The 14586-nt window shown below is 33.8% G+C and carries 13 protein-coding genes; 10 read left to right on the top strand and 3 right to left on the bottom strand.

The window, feature by feature from the left end; genetic code table 11:
- Positions 1-18: 18 nt before the first annotated feature.
- The 9 genes from EVI01_RS09565 to EVI01_RS09525 all read left to right on the top strand — a co-directional run bounded on the left by EVI01_RS09565 (position 19) and on the right by EVI01_RS09525 (position 9786).
- Positions 19-165, top strand: coding sequence for an LPXTG cell wall anchor domain-containing protein (locus EVI01_RS09565; protein WP_307725294.1), 147 nt, complete (start codon positions 19-21; stop codon positions 163-165).
- A gap of 88 nt (positions 166-253) precedes the next feature.
- Positions 254-1942: an immunoglobulin-like domain-containing protein gene (locus EVI01_RS09560; protein ID WP_010751744.1), complete on the top strand. Its 1689-nt coding sequence runs from the start codon at positions 254-256 to the stop codon at positions 1940-1942.
- 1 nt (position 1943) lies between these two features.
- Positions 1944-2147, top strand: a complete 204-nt coding sequence (locus EVI01_RS09555) for a hypothetical protein (RefSeq protein ID WP_010751743.1) — start codon at positions 1944-1946, stop codon at positions 2145-2147.
- Between the two features lie 4 nt (positions 2148-2151).
- Positions 2152-2793, top strand: a complete 642-nt coding sequence (locus tag EVI01_RS09550) for a VirB6/TrbL-like conjugal transfer protein, CD1112 family (RefSeq protein ID WP_010751742.1) — start codon at positions 2152-2154, stop codon at positions 2791-2793.
- Positions 2794-3019: 226 nt separating this feature from the next.
- Positions 3020-3400, top strand: a complete 381-nt coding sequence (locus EVI01_RS09545; RefSeq protein ID WP_010751741.1) for a PrgI family protein — start codon at positions 3020-3022, stop codon at positions 3398-3400.
- Complete coding sequence (locus tag EVI01_RS09540; RefSeq protein WP_010751740.1) at positions 3339-5786, top strand: VirB4-like conjugal transfer ATPase, CD1110 family; 2448 nt, start codon at positions 3339-3341, stop codon at positions 5784-5786. Before EVI01_RS09545 ends, EVI01_RS09540 begins: the two co-directional genes overlap by 62 nt.
- Positions 5783-7699, top strand: a complete 1917-nt coding sequence (locus EVI01_RS09535) for a peptidoglycan amidohydrolase family protein (RefSeq protein ID WP_010751739.1) — start codon at positions 5783-5785, stop codon at positions 7697-7699. Before EVI01_RS09540 ends, EVI01_RS09535 begins: the two co-directional genes overlap by 4 nt.
- Before the next feature lie 77 nt (positions 7700-7776).
- Positions 7777-8208, top strand: a complete 432-nt coding sequence (locus EVI01_RS09530; RefSeq protein ID WP_010751738.1) for a hypothetical protein — start codon at positions 7777-7779, stop codon at positions 8206-8208.
- A gap of 522 nt (positions 8209-8730) precedes the next feature.
- A complete protein-coding gene (locus EVI01_RS09525) occupies positions 8731-9786 on the top strand; it encodes a hypothetical protein (RefSeq protein ID WP_010751737.1) in 1056 nt (351 codons plus the stop codon).
- A 118-nt stretch (positions 9787-9904) separates the two neighbouring features.
- Here EVI01_RS09525 and EVI01_RS09520 read toward each other — a convergent pair whose 3' ends face one another.
- From EVI01_RS09520 to EVI01_RS09510, 3 genes are all read right to left on the bottom strand, one after another.
- Positions 9905-10603, bottom strand: a complete 699-nt coding sequence (locus EVI01_RS09520) for a type 1 glutamine amidotransferase (protein WP_010751736.1) — start codon at positions 10601-10603, stop codon at positions 9905-9907.
- Positions 10596-11948 carry a Mur ligase family protein gene (locus EVI01_RS09515; RefSeq protein WP_010751735.1) on the bottom strand — a complete coding sequence of 451 codons (1353 nt, stop codon included), beginning with the start codon at positions 11946-11948 and terminating at the stop codon, positions 10596-10598. The genes EVI01_RS09520 and EVI01_RS09515 overlap by 8 nt, the downstream gene beginning before the upstream one ends.
- Before the next feature lie 311 nt (positions 11949-12259).
- Complete coding sequence (locus EVI01_RS09510) at positions 12260-13645, bottom strand: TrkH family potassium uptake protein (RefSeq protein ID WP_010751734.1); 1386 nt, start codon at positions 13643-13645, stop codon at positions 12260-12262.
- A gap of 152 nt (positions 13646-13797) precedes the next feature.
- Here EVI01_RS09510 and EVI01_RS09505 point away from each other — a divergent pair, with 152 nt between their 5' ends.
- Positions 13798-14529 carry an epoxyqueuosine reductase QueH gene (locus EVI01_RS09505; RefSeq protein ID WP_010751733.1) on the top strand — a complete coding sequence of 244 codons (732 nt, stop codon included), beginning with the start codon at positions 13798-13800 and terminating at the stop codon, positions 14527-14529.
- Positions 14530-14586 lie beyond the last annotated feature (57 nt).

The raw sequence follows: 14586 nt of genomic DNA, 5'->3' as shown, positions 1-14586 counted from the left end.
GCATTTAAAAAAGAAGTAATCATACAAAAGCAAGAAAGCACTAAACAAGTAGTATTACCAAAGACCGGAGACAAAGATTCGATAAATCGTGTACTTCTAGGATTAAGTCTGTTTGTTGTAGCTAGTAGTTGTCTTTATATTCGTAAAAAGAAAGCAATAATCTGAATAAAAAAACAATGAATCTGATGGGAATTGTTCTAAGAAATTAACCATCTAGATGGTTAAAATAACAAAGGAAGGGTGTTGTCAAAAAATGAAGCCATTTTTTTTAAAAAATAAACTTTCAAAAAAGAGTAAGATCAAGTGTAGTCTTTTGGCGCTTATGGTAGGTTTCAGTATCATTGGAATAGCTAGTTATAGTAGAACCAACTCAGAAAAGAAGCAAATTCTTAGTCAAAACGAAGCGGCAAATATTTTATCTATCCAAAACAAAGAGCTACAAATAGCGGAAAGTAGCTATTTTTTAGAAGAGAATCCTGATCCAGCAATTTCGGTGTTTGAACAATTTGATTATGTTCGTACAAAAAAAGAATCAAAGTCTCCGAAGATCCAACAACTCAAAGACGAGTTAGAGCAGTTAGCCATTGTGTTTGAAAAAGAAAAAAAACAAGAAGTATCAGTGAGTATCTTAGAAAACTTAAATGAACATCTACCTTCTAAAAAAGAGAGACCTATTGTTCAGCAAGAAGAATCGGATATAAAAGAAGATGTAGAGAGTGAAATTTCAATAGATTGGCAAAACCCACAAATAATTCTTTCGTCCTCTTATCTAGTCATTAATCAACACCAAGTTTTTGAACCTTCTGATTATTTTAAAATTATTCCTGGTAATGATCTCTCACCAAAAATAACGCACAATCTTATTGATACTTCTAAACTGGGTGAACAAAAGTTTTCTATTCAGGTCACTGATTCTAGAGGGAATAGTTCTTACAGTAAGATTGACTTTTTTGTTAATAGCGCTCCAACAATCAACCTAAAGCAATCAATTTTTCATCAACGTATTGATCAACCGATTGATTTGTTACAAGGGGTCACGGCTTTTGATCATGAAGATGGAGACCTAACAACAAAAATAAAATTTGATACAGATTTAGATATAAATAAAGAAGGTGTCTACGATGTCACTTATTTAGTCGCCGATCGTCATGGAGCGAAAACTATGGCTAAAGCAGTGATTAAAATAATAAATGATGCACCCGTGATTCATGTGCCTGAAGTGATCGAACACAAAATTAATCATCGTTTGGATATTTTTGACTATATCAAGGTGACAGACACTGAAGATGGATTAATTCCATTAAATGAATCAAACATTATCGAAACAAATTTTGATTTTAAAAAAGAAGGAAATTACTTCTTTAAAATTGGGAATGTAAAAGATAGTCATGGAAAAGTGGCGAAAGAAAGAAGTTTTGTTGTACAGGTAACAAATGAAGCACCAAAAATTATTGATGCCAATATAAAAGTGAATGTTTTTACTCTGATGAAAAAAGAGGATTATCTTCAACAGATCATTGTTTCTGATCGGGAAGATGCTGCGGAAGATTTAAAAATTGAATTAGACGAGTCAGCATGGGAGAAAGTTGGCACAACTACATTAAATGAATATATCATTCCTATCAAAGTGACAGATACAAATGGAAAAACTACAAATGGTTATGGGAAAATTACTGTTATCAATGAACCACCAAAATTTATTGGTGTAGTAGACAGAGAATTAATGGTCGGGGACAAATTTGATCCTTTAGCTGGAATCACTGTTTACGATAAAGAAGAGGACTTATCTTTAGAAGATATTAAAGTAATTGAAAAAGTGGATACAGATACACCTGGAACTTATATCGTTCGCTTAAAGGTGAGCGACTCATTTGAACAAGTCTTTGCTAGTTATCAATTGACAGTTGTTGCTCGATGTGAAAAGGAAACGGGGGAAGGATAATATGGATTATTTTGATCAAGCCATGGGATTGTTCTCAAAAGGCGTGTTTGCTTCTGGAAGTTTACTTACTGTCTGGGGAATTATCCAGCTTGGAGCAGCCATCAAAGAACATAATGGTCCAGGAATGCAAAATTCTATTTTTCAAATTGTGGGAGGAGCCGTCATCATTGCTGCCGGCGCTTGGATAGCAACTATTTCAATTTAAGGAAGTGGCTAAGCTGGACGGAGCGATTGAATTTTTATTACAAACAATTGCAGATCAACTAAATTTTTCCAATGATCCTAAAAATAGTTTGTTACAAAACTTAGAAACCTACTTACCTGATATTTATCAGTATAGTGAACTTATTATGGATATAGTAGTAAAACCCGTTGCTTATTCTGTTTTAGGTTTTTTACTATTGTTAGAATTTCAACAAATTGCTCAAAAAATTTATGGAAATTACTCAGGTTTCGTTGGATTTGATCTATTTTTTCCATTATTTATTAAATTAGGAATAAGCATGTTAGTCATGCGCAATTTAACGATATTTATTCATACAATTGTTGAAATTAGTACATTTATTAGTAACGGAATTAGTCAAATCGGAATACCAGAAGGAAGCAGCCAAGCATTTGAACTTCTTTCGGTCATGGAGAACATTTATCACTTAGGTTTTTTTGAGAAATTGACATTGCTAATCATCTTACTAATCCCACTGATTCTATCTGTGTTAACAAGTGTATTAGCAAAAGTAATCATTTTCTTACGTTTTTTTGAAATCTATTTGTACTTTAGTGTGTCTCCATTGCCTCTGGTTACCTTTCTTCATGAAGACATTAGCCAAATTGGTAAAAATTTTTTTGATTAGTTTGTGCATCTTCCTTACAGGGGGTGCTACTATTTATTATTTTAAGTTTGCATCCATTGTTTATTCAAACTGTTTTTTCGCTGGATGAATCCCAAGGGTTAATAGCGGTCATCAGTGGGATAACAGGAAATTGTATGACATTATGTGCAAGCTTATTTTATACCAATAAATGGGCAAAGAACATTATTGCTGCAGCTTAATTCATGTTTTTAAGGAGAGGGATCAATTGCTTATTGAAGTACCGATTAGAAAAGAAATTTTAACTTATCAAGAAAAATTGTTTTTTGGTTTTTCTTTACGGCAATTTATATCTGGTACCTTAACTGTTATTTTCGTCGTTACATTAGGGATAATCAATCACCAGTTTTGGAGATTACCTATTGATGATATCGGGCTTGTTTTTATGTTCATTAGCGCCCCCATTTTATCTATTAGGTGGCTTAAACCGAATCATTTACCATTAGAAAAATATCTCCTGATTCGGTGGAATTATTTCAAACTGGCAAAATATTATACGTATCTTATTGTAGAGGAAGTGCAATCGAATGCTATGGTGGCCGGCCAAGAAAAAAGACATCAAAGAAAACAGTGTGAGTATGGGAACTAAAAATAAAAAATTTATTCGCTTAATGCAAAATCAAAAGAAAAAAAGGGGACAACATCAAAGAAAAGAAGCACCAAAGCGAAGTGTCCAAGAAGTATTTCGTTATGAAAAAATGTTTGAAAGCGGTATTTGTGAAGTTGTTCCTAACTATTATTCAAAAAGCCTGCAATTTTCAGATATCAATTATCAGATTGCCCAACATGAAGAACAATTGATGATATTCAATAAATATTGCGAACTATTGAATAGCTGTGATGATACAGTTCATTTAACGATCACAATGTTAAAAAAACGAATAGATATTGAAGAACTTACTGAAAAAATTTTCTATGAGAAGAAAGGAGAGAGACACGATAGTTATCGAGAAGAGATCAATCATATGCTTCTTCAGAAAATAAATGAAGGAGAAAATCGCTTTATGAAAGAAAATTATTTGACGTTTAGTACACAGGTCTCTAATCTTGAACAAGCTCAGCAATTGCTTGGGCGGATTGAGCAAAATTTGATCGGAAATCTTTTAGAACTTGGTTCAATAGGTAAGAAGATGGATGGTTTAGGCCGATTAAAAATGATCAATCAACTATTAAAATCAGAAAAATTTTTCCCCTTTAGTTATTCCGATCTGGTGTACAGTGGGTTATCCACAAAAGCTGTTATTGCACCTTCAAGTTTTAATTTTAAAAAGAAAAACTATTTTGAAATCGACGAGGGATATGCACAAGTCATTTATCTAAAAGATTATCCCTCACGACTATCTGACAAACTTATAGCTGAGCTAATGGAAATTCCCGAAGAAATTACATTAACGATTCATATTGATCCCATCAACTCAGATCAAGCCAATCATTTAGTCCAGATAAAAAAAGCATATATGGAAGGAGACAAAGTAGCAGCACAAAGGAAAGCAACACAAAAAGGCTATGATCCTTATGCAAGTATTCCTTATGAATTAACAAATAGTATCAACGAAGCAAATTTATTGTTAGATGATCTTATAAAAGAAGGGCAGAGTTTATTTTTTGTTTCCATTTTTGTTTATTTTAGAACTACTGAAAAAGAAAAATTAAAGGATATAGCGGAACAGTTGTTAAGTGTTGGTAGAAAAAATGGCTGCGGGTTTTGTTACTTAAATTATTTACAGTTAGAAGGACTAAATTCCATTCTTCCCTTTGGCAAAAATTGGTTAATGACCCGGCGGACGTTAACTACAACAAGTACGGCTATTTTTCTTCCTTTCACAGCACAAGAACTTAACCACGAAAATGGGAAATATTACGGTATGAATGAGTTGACGAAAAATATTGTCAGGATCAATCGAAAGCGTTTGAACACACCTAGTGGCATGATTTTGGGTAGTTCAGGTTCAGGGAAAGGGGTAGCAAAAAAATACGAAGAGATTACCACATTATTAAAAAATCCAACTGATGAAATTATTTCTATTGATCCAGAAGACGAAGATACACGAATTGGACAAGCATTTGATGCACAAATTGTTAAAGTTGCACCAAACACAGATACCTTCATCAATTTATTGGATATTTCGGATGATTTGAGTGGTGAGGTTGATCCGGTAAAATTAAAATCTGATTTTTTATTAACTGCTTTTGAGGCATTAATCGGTGGACAATCGGGTCTAAACTCAGCTCAACGTTCTATTATTGACCGTGTCACTAGGTTAACTTATTTTAATTATTTTCATTCACAAGAAAAACGAATGCCTACGCTAGCAAAAGAGTGGTTTACTTTACTCAAAGAACAACCAGAAAAAGAAGCGCAGGCATTAGTACTAGATTTAGAGTTATATATTGAAGGTTCATTGGCAATTTTCTCTCATACGACGAACATTGAATTAAATAAGCGATTTGTTATATACAATACGAAACAATTAGGCAGTCAATTAAAGACATTTGGGATGATGGTGATTTTGGAACAAGTATGGAATCGTGTTGTGCGTAATAGAGAACGAGGGATTACAACTTGGATTTATATCGACGAAATGCAGTTAATGTTAAGTGACCCGTATTGTGAAAATTATTTTTTTGAGCTATGGAGTCGTATCCGAAAGTGGGGGGCAATTCCTACTGGAATCACACAAAATGTAGAAACATTATTGCTTTCAGATAAAGCAAGAAGAATGCTCAGCAACACGGAATTTATTATTATGTTAAAACAAGCAAAAAGTGACCTTGATGAGCTTTCTTCTCTTTTTCGTTTATCACCATACCAACAAAAGCAACTAATTCATCCGACAAAAGGCGCTGGATTAATACGGGCAGGGAATGCCATTGTTCCTTTTTCAAATGCAGTTGATCCATCAACGAATTTATACAAGTTGATGACTACTGATCCAGATGATCATATCTTAGTAAAACAGGATAGCATGCAATGAAAAAGCATATATTAGAAGAAAAGGAAGAAATAAATAAAAAAGATTTTTTTGTACCGATTTCACCTATTTTTTATAAAGTAAAGGTATCTTCAACCGATTTTTTTACTAAAAGAACAGTTAGGAAGAAAGTAAGTTGGCAAACTTACGAAAATAAAAAGCATATGTTTAAAAGTATGATGATCAGTGGCACTTTTTTACTCTTTTTATTGATCATAGGTGTATTTAGTGTAGTATCTTCAACGATTCCAAAAACCAACGAATTTGAATTAACAAAAGCTTGGATATATTTCACTAAGTTAGACGTTGAGAAAACACGCGTAATACAAAAAACACCTAAAAAAATTCGCATCAATGGTCAAGCGGTCATAAATCAGGATTTTCAAATAATGACTAATATCGATGAAATATTATCTTATTTGGATATACGTTATGAAGAATTTGCGTTAGATGAGCCAATTATCAAAGAAAAAGTTCATGAAATCCACGAGAATCTATGGACGCTTTATTCCACTGAAGAAGAAGATCAATTGCATACGAGCTATTTTACCCAAATAATTGAATGGACAGAGGAATTGACAGAGCGGATGAATGCGATGTTAGAACTTGGTCAATACCAACCTTTCATAGAATTGAAATCACCGTTTATGGAAACCGATGAAATAAAAGTGAATCAAAGATATGGCTATTATCTGGAAAATCAAGAAAAAAGAATGTTTCAGGGAATACAGGTACAAGCTGAGAAAAATAAAAAAATAATTGCACCTATGGCTGGAAAAACCACCGTTAATCGTGATTCAATCACCATACAATCCAACGATCGCCAGCTCATCATAAAAAATATTTTTCCAAAAATTAAAAACGGTCAAACTGGCGTAGGTGAAGTTATCGGAACAGTAGCAAAAACAAATGAAGTTGTTTTTGAATACTCAAAAAATGGCCGATCATTAAATCCTGGTTTTTATTTTGAAAAAATAGATTATTTAGAAATGTTCCCATTAGATCAACTATTACAGCAATCATCATTTGATGAAGCCACCTTTCGGCAATTAATCTTATTTAATTGCCATGCTTTTAGTGATAAAGCAGATAAAATTCTCATTGAAGCGAAAAAAAATGGAATATCTCCTGTCATTTTTGCTGCAATCATGATCCATGAGAGTGCTTGGGGGACAAGTAAGGGGATCGTTGAAAAAAATAATCCTGCAGGTTTGATGACGGATCAAGGATTAATTAGCTATCCCACGCTAGATGAAGGAATAGAGGCCACTGGGCGAACTTTGAAGAATTTAATCATTGATCGGCAACTGAACACTATTGAAAAACTGGGTACAGTTTATTGTCCAGTTAATGCAGCAAATGATCCGATGGGACTTAATCGCTATTGGGTACCAATGATTAAGCAGTTGATAGGACAATTGGGAGGGAGTCCTAATATGGAGCTAGTATGGACAAACTTTTCTGACTTGCAGCAAGCGATTTTAACAAAAGCACAAAGTATTTATCAAAAAGGAGTTCAATACTCACAAGGAAACCAGCGTGGGCTATTTCCCTATCATGATTGTTCTTTTTTTGTGATTTGGACAATGAACGAAGCTGGAATAAATACGCCATTCGGAAATACAGAAACACTTTATCGTTTAGAAGGCACTCTATTACATCCAATTTCTTATGAAGAAGTGAAAGCGGGTGACTTATTTGTCTGGGGGAAAAAAGGAGAGTCTTACGGAAACTACGGTCACACTGGTTTCTTTTTAGATGATGGTGGAAAAACAATTATTCATTGCACACCAGCTACAGAAAAAGGTTTTGGACAAAATGGCGATATCGTTATTACACCATTTGAGGGGTATTCAGGTGATCCACAACTGGCACCAGTTTATTTTTATCGAATTGTAAGGAGAGAAGGCCCATAAAACAGATTTATAAACTGTTTATTACGATCAGTTTCTTTTTTTTAATCAGCATAAGTATAGCTGTGAATATTGGACGCATGATTGAGAAAAAAAGAGGACAAGTAAATCAGGCAGAATTACTCACACCAGTTGATTATTTTTCACAAGAACAAGTGAACGAATTTTTAATTGCTTATTTTACCTTTAAAAACTACGGAGACAACTATTCAAATTATGCCAGTTTACTCTCTTCAATAGCTCAAGAAAATGAGGAAAAGCGGTTGGAACAAAGCAAATTTTTCCCCCAATTTTTTGGAAATTCAACCTTTATTAAAAGTGAAAACTATATACGGATAGTCAATGAACAACAGATAGAAGTCATCTGTAAGGTGACCCGTAAAATCGATCATTTGAATCAGGAGAAAAGGACAACTATTACAAATGAGGTGATGTTGCAACTTTATTATCTATTTGATGAACAAGTCAATCAATTTTTAATCGAAAATTATGATCAATTAGAGGAAAGTTAATGTAAACTAGACAGAAGTTGTTTTTCCTTTGTTTCTGGGTAATGAACAGCCTTTTTCATGCTTTTCAGAAAATGATGAAATAAAGTCGAATGGCGTAATTGAAAAATCATCAAGAGATAGAGCAATGGATTTCTTCTAGCATAGTTTATTCGAAGAGAAAATAAAATATTCAAAAATCGTAAGTGGATTTTTTTCGGAACACACAGCCTGATCGCGACGCTTATAAGAGTAAAAACATTTTGCTATGTGAACGTGCACTCTTTGGTTTAGTTAAAATTAAGAACGAAAATAATCGCTTGACTAATCAGAAAAGGCATTGCTAGTAAAAGTATCTTAAACATCTGCTTATCCCTCAGAAGTGTCTACTTCAAGCGTTAAAAAATCAAAGGTTAGCTAAATAGAGATAGTTTACAGAACTTCTGAACGAGAAAGCCCACGGTTTTAATCTTGGGATGACGAGATAATGAATGGAATGGATGTATTTGTCAAAAGTGACAGATAAGCGAAAAAGGATGTTTATTAATGGCAAAAGAAATTATACTGATTGACCATATCAAAAAAATAGAGATGGAAGAAGTACGATTGCCAATTTTTGAGGCTCTTATTTTGTTAGAAAATGTCAACACACAAATGATTCGTAATAAAGAAAAAGGAAGTTGTCGCATCCGTATTTATAATCATAAAAATCTTTTACTTCATGCGATGGAACTGCAATTTCCTTTAAATGATGCCATAGAAGAAGTGATTAGTGCCCAATATCAATTAACGGCAAGTAAAAAAAGGACGTTAAAAAAGAATAAAAAGAAAATTGCTTTTAAAAAATTAAACCCAAGCATTTGGTTTAAAATAAACAACATTCGGTTTTTTACTAATCTTAAGCAGGTTTGGTTTGCAGGAGTAATTGTATTTAGTTTGTTTATCTTTACTAAATTAACCTATTATCACTTTTTTGAGGATGTTGATCAACCAGGTAATATGGAAATGTCCGATGAAAATGAGTGGCAAAGACTAGTAGAAGAACAATGGTATCTAAAAGCAGCAGAGCTTTATCCTGAAAAACGTCATGAATTAATCGATTATTTGACAGAAAAGAAAGAATTTACTTGGCTGAAAGAAATGAACGAACAATATCCCACCCAAGATGCTCAATTCGATTTGTCTTTCTTCAACAAAGAATGGTTAACAGTTATTAAGATCCAGCCAGAAAATTTGACCGACAAAAGGCAAGTCATGCTTGCACTAGCTTATCTTGAGTTGAATCAGCTTGAAGAAGCACAAATACTGAATAAACATTTAGAAAGTGAAGAACTAACAATAAAATTAGATCAAAGTTACTTCAAACGAGGAATATCTTTTTTAAAAGAGAAAAAAATAGAAGAAGCAAAGAAAAATTTAGCATTGATCCAAGAGGAAGAGAAAAAAAGTGTGCTACAAATTCATATCAATCATGCTTCGATCATGATTGATTTTATTCATTTATATCAAAAAAACGAGGATAAAGAGAATCAATTACTATGGGAACAACGATTGAAAAAGCTAGGGGACGAAGAGAAAGGAGACGAAGAGAAAAAGAAATAAAAGAAATAAAAGCAATTTTTATCTTAAAAATAAATAAACGTCATTCAAGATACATCCTTTAGAGCATAATAGAAAAGAGGCGGAGAACACTTATCCCCGCCTCTAAAGTATTTTGTTCTTATGCCTCAATTTTTTGTTGAGTAGGTAATTCTATCGCTGTTCCATAACGCTTTTGAAGAGCCAGACGAATCAAGCGTTCCGCTAGATTTTCATTTCTTGCGAGAATTGGGCCGTGGAAATAGGAACCATAAACATTTTTATAGATGACTCCTTCAGACTGGTCTTCACCGTTGTTTCCATGTCCTTGGATGACTTTTCCCAAAGGACGTTCTCCTTCACCTAAAAAGGTGCGGCCATTGTGGTTTTCAAAGCCATAATAAGTTTCATCAAATTCTTCATTATAAATAACGATATCTCCAATAAAGCGATTGTTTTCTTGACTTAACGTATAATGGTCTAGTGCACTAATTCCTTGGATTTTTTCGCCATTTGCACCTATATAGTAATGACCTAAAAATTGATAGCCACCACATATAGCCAGCATAACACCATCATTTTCAATATAATTTGTTAGTGCTTCTTTTTTCTCTTGAATATCTTTTGAGATAATCAGTTGTTCAAAATCTTGACCACCACCGAAGAAGACGAGGTCATACTTATTTGCTTCAAAAGGTTCGTGGATACTGACAATTTCTGAATGACACGTAACCCCTAGCTTTTTAGCCACATATTTGAGCATCAATAAATTACCGTTGTCTCCATACGTATTCATAAGATTACCGTAGAGATGGGCAATGGTTAATTCATAGTTAGGCATGGTTCATCCCTCCTTTGATAAATCCTTGATTGGCTAACTCTTTTCGTAGTTGAAGGACAGCTGTATAAGTGGCTAAAATATAGACATGTTCAGTCGGCAACTGTTTGATATTTTTAATTACATCAGTTAATTCCTTTGTTTCGATTAATTTATCTTCAGAAATCCCCGCTACTTTCAATCGTAAATTCATATCTTTGTGACGATCCCCACCGGCTATGACGGCAGGAATGTTCATATCAGCAAAGTGTTCAAAGTTGCCATCCCAAATCCAGCTAACGTCAATACCGTCTGCATAATTTGCATTTAATAAAGCGACTAATGAAAATGGATAAGGCGACAAGCCAATCATATCGATTACTTGGTTGATGCCAACAGGGTTTTTGACAAGTACCAAGGTACATTTTTTGCCATCAATATCAATAATTTCTTGACGACCAAAGACTTTTTCATCATACCCTAGCCCCTGTTTGATTTTTTCAGGAGAGACACCGAAATATTCAGCTACAGCTGTAGCAGCCAAGGCATTATACACGTTGTACATACCGCCCACTTCAATACTGTATTCATGACCATCAATCGTAAAATCTGCTGACACATTGTCCATTCGTGTGATCTCTGTTAACCGATAATCTAATTTAGGTCGTTTGAAATCACAATTTGGACAGTAATATTTCCCTAAATTGGCGTAGGTAATCATTTTATAATGCAAGATATGATGACAGTTCGGACATAGTACACCATCTGTGTTATAATGCGCCAATTGTTCATGATCTTCTTCATGATCAAATCCATAGTATTTACGAGGATTGACTGTTTCAACAGAATTGAAGATAGGCGAGTCACCGTTGCTGATAATTGTAGCATCTGGTGATTTTGCTGCACCATCCACGATCATTTTATACGTCGTGTAAATTTCTCCATAACGATCCATTTGATCCCGAAAAATATTTGTGAATAGAAAGAGTTCAGGTTTCATGTATTCAGTTACTTTACTTAAGCTCGCCTCATCGATTTCTAAAACAGCGAATTTTTTTTGCCCTTTTTTAGATTTTGCCTGTAAAAAAGTAGAGACGATTCCTTGAACCATATTGGCACCAGTAGGATTGGTTAACACTTCATCGAATTGTTGACGCAAAATATTTACAGTTAAAGCAGTCGTCAGTGTTTTTCCGTTTGTTCCGGTAACAACAACCACTTGATAATCTTTAGCTAAGCTGTCTAAAATGTGTGGATCAATTTTTAGTGCAAGTTTACCCGGTAAACTTGACCCTCCTTTAAAGAAGGTTTTTAATGCCCATTGTGATGTTTTCCCAACAGCAATCGCGAATTGACTGCGTATTCCCATTATGTAACCTCCATAAAACGTCTTAACGACGAATAAATTCAATTAATCATACCATATGTTCAAAAAAAGGTTAAATTGCTTTTCTTATTTTTAAGAATTGGTTGCGATTGCTTTAATCTTTAAAGCCACCAAGAAAGTATTTTGACAGAGTGAAATGTTAAATTTGATACGTACATTATCTGCTTTTTTATTGTAAATCAGAAAAAAGCATAGGAACTCGAGTTTTCCACAAAGAAATTTTCGAGGAGGCCCACGCTTATTTTACATATTTTTTTTCAGTTTTTGTTCATGCTTCTTAGAAATTAGAAAAATCAACCGATGATGATTTTTTCTGTAGGGTATTCATAACCTAAATCTCGTGTTTCTTTTGGAACAAAAAGCATTAATGTATAAAGCATGCCAATACGTCCGATAAACATGAGAGCCGCAATGGTAATTTTTCCGATAATTGATAAATTACCGGTGATACCTAGTGATAGACCCGTAGTCCCAAAAGCGGATGTTACTTCCACAATAATCGCAATTAATGGTTGATTTTCTGTGGCGGATAAAAAGACGATACAGAAAAAACACATTCCTAGTGATAACATAAATACAACGACTGATTTACGTACATCGTCATTGTCAATTCTACGGCCAAAAACATTGATATTATCTTCGCTTTTTAGAAAGGAATATAAGTAAAGACCGATGATTGCGACTGTTGTTGTACGGATCCCTCCACCTACAGAGCTAGGACTACAACCAATAAACATCAGTAAGGAAAAGACAATCAACGTAGTAATTTGAAAATTACCTAGCTGATGGATCTGAAGCCCCGCATTTCTAGTAGTCATAGAATAAAACATTGAATTGATCCATTTCACACTTAAGCTAGAATCTTGAAACAAATGATCTTTTTCAAGTAAAAAAATCAAAAGAGTGCCCCCGACAAATAAAATGACAAATGCTAACATGGCTAATTTTGTAAATAGTGAGAAACGAAAGGGTAGTTTCGCTTTTGTCCGTTTGTATAACAACCATTCACGACATTCCATTAATACTGGAAAACCAATTCCACCAATAAAAATCAAGAACATGATTGCAAACAAGAAAAAATAGTCGTGAGCAAATGGTTCAATGGAATGGCCTGTCACATCAAATCCAGAGTTCGTTACCGCTGAAATTGATTGATAAAACCCATAGAAAATGGCATCACGCCAACGCTCAAAATATCCTCGATAGTAAAAATAAATCGAAAAGAAGGTGCCAAAAAGTACTTGAAACCAAAGTAGAATGACAAAAGTAATCCGAATAAGACGTACAATTCCAGATAGTCTAGGTTGGTTCATATCTGTCATAATAAGCTGTCGTTGTCTTAAAGTGATTCTTCGTTTGGAAAAAATAATAAAAGCTGTAGAGATCATCATAATTCCAAGACCACCAACTTGAAATAATACTTCAAGTAAAAGCACGCCGTAATCGTTAAAGACAGAATTAATATCAAAAGTAGATAATCCTGTTACACTGACGGTACTGATGGCCATAAAAAGCATATCGATGAAAGGCACGTGGCTATTTTTTTCCCGAAAAAAAGGAATATAAAATAAACCTAATGAAACCACGGTTATAATGAGATAGTAAAATACGATAATTTGAATGGTTGAAAAATGAGAGGAAGCAAACCGTATGCTTCGTCGTTTTAATCTTCGAATCAAAAGACGATCCTCCTTTACAAGGTGTTTCTTCCAGTATACCGAGGTTACAACTAATACTCAAAGAAATTGTTAAACAAAATGGACGTTTTGTTTTGATTTGCGGTCAAATAGCATATAATATGGAAGAATTGAAGGGTAGTGAGGAATAAAAAATGATTGATGCAAATATGATTTTGAATAAAATGAAAAACCAGAAAATAAATTACGATAACGTATTGCAAAAAATGATTCAGCAATGGCAACAAGAAACAGACAAACCTAAAATATTACTCCATACTTGTTGTGCTCCCTGTAGTACCTATACGTTAGAATTTATGTGCCAATACGCAGAAGTTACAATATTTTTCTCAAATTCCAATATTTATCCCAAAAATGAATATTTACGAAGGTTACATGAACAAAAACGCTTCGTTGAGCAATTCAATGAGCAAACGAATCATCATGTACAGTTGATTATCGATGATTATCGTCCTAATGAGTTCACTAAGATGGTCATTGATCAAGACCTTGCTAAAGAAAAAGAAGGCGGTGCAAGGTGCAGTGCTTGTTTCAATATGCGATTGGATTTAGTTGCTCAAAAAGCGCAAGAGCTTGGCTATGATTATTTTGGAAGTGCATTAACGATTTCTCCTAAGAAAAATGCGGCACAGATCAATCAAATAGGATTAGATATCCAAAAAATTTATGGCACGCATTACTTGCCAAGTGACTTCAAGAAAAATAAAGGATATGAGCGATCCATTCAAATGTGTAAAGAGTATAATATTTTTCGACAATGTTACTGTGGTTGCGTGTTTGCAGCAAAACAGCAAGGTTGCGATTTCAAACAAATAAATCAAGAAGCAAAAATTTATTTAGCACATTCTTCTATTTCGTTAGATTAGATGCTTGATATTATAAAATTTTCAAAAAAACGTAAGAAAAAAACAAGAAATTTATGT

Source organism: Enterococcus villorum, from assembly GCF_007990225.1.
In the GTDB taxonomy this organism is placed as follows: domain Bacteria; phylum Bacillota; class Bacilli; order Lactobacillales; family Enterococcaceae; genus Enterococcus_B; species Enterococcus_B villorum.
This window is presented reverse-complemented; position numbering and strand designations above follow the sequence as displayed.

Coding starts and splice junctions, on each gene's coding strand:
- EVI01_RS09560 (WP_010751744.1), top strand. CDS start 254: ATGAAGCCATTTTTTTTAAAAAATAAACTTTCAAAAAAGAGTAAGATC.
- EVI01_RS09555 (WP_010751743.1), top strand. CDS start 1,944: ATGGATTATTTTGATCAAGCCATGGGATTGTTCTCAAAAGGCGTGTTT.
- EVI01_RS09540 (WP_010751740.1), top strand. CDS start 3,339: ATGCTATGGTGGCCGGCCAAGAAAAAAGACATCAAAGAAAACAGTGTG.
- EVI01_RS09535 (WP_010751739.1), top strand. CDS start 5,783: ATGAAAAAGCATATATTAGAAGAAAAGGAAGAAATAAATAAAAAAGAT.
- EVI01_RS09530 (WP_010751738.1), top strand. CDS start 7,777: ATGATTGAGAAAAAAAGAGGACAAGTAAATCAGGCAGAATTACTCACA.
- EVI01_RS09525 (WP_010751737.1), top strand. CDS start 8,731: ATGGCAAAAGAAATTATACTGATTGACCATATCAAAAAAATAGAGATG.
- EVI01_RS09520 (WP_010751736.1), bottom strand. CDS start 10,603: ATGCCTAACTATGAATTAACCATTGCCCATCTCTACGGTAATCTTATG.
- EVI01_RS09515 (WP_010751735.1), bottom strand. CDS start 11,948: ATGGGAATACGCAGTCAATTCGCGATTGCTGTTGGGAAAACATCACAA.
- EVI01_RS09505 (WP_010751733.1), top strand. CDS start 13,798: ATGATTGATGCAAATATGATTTTGAATAAAATGAAAAACCAGAAAATA.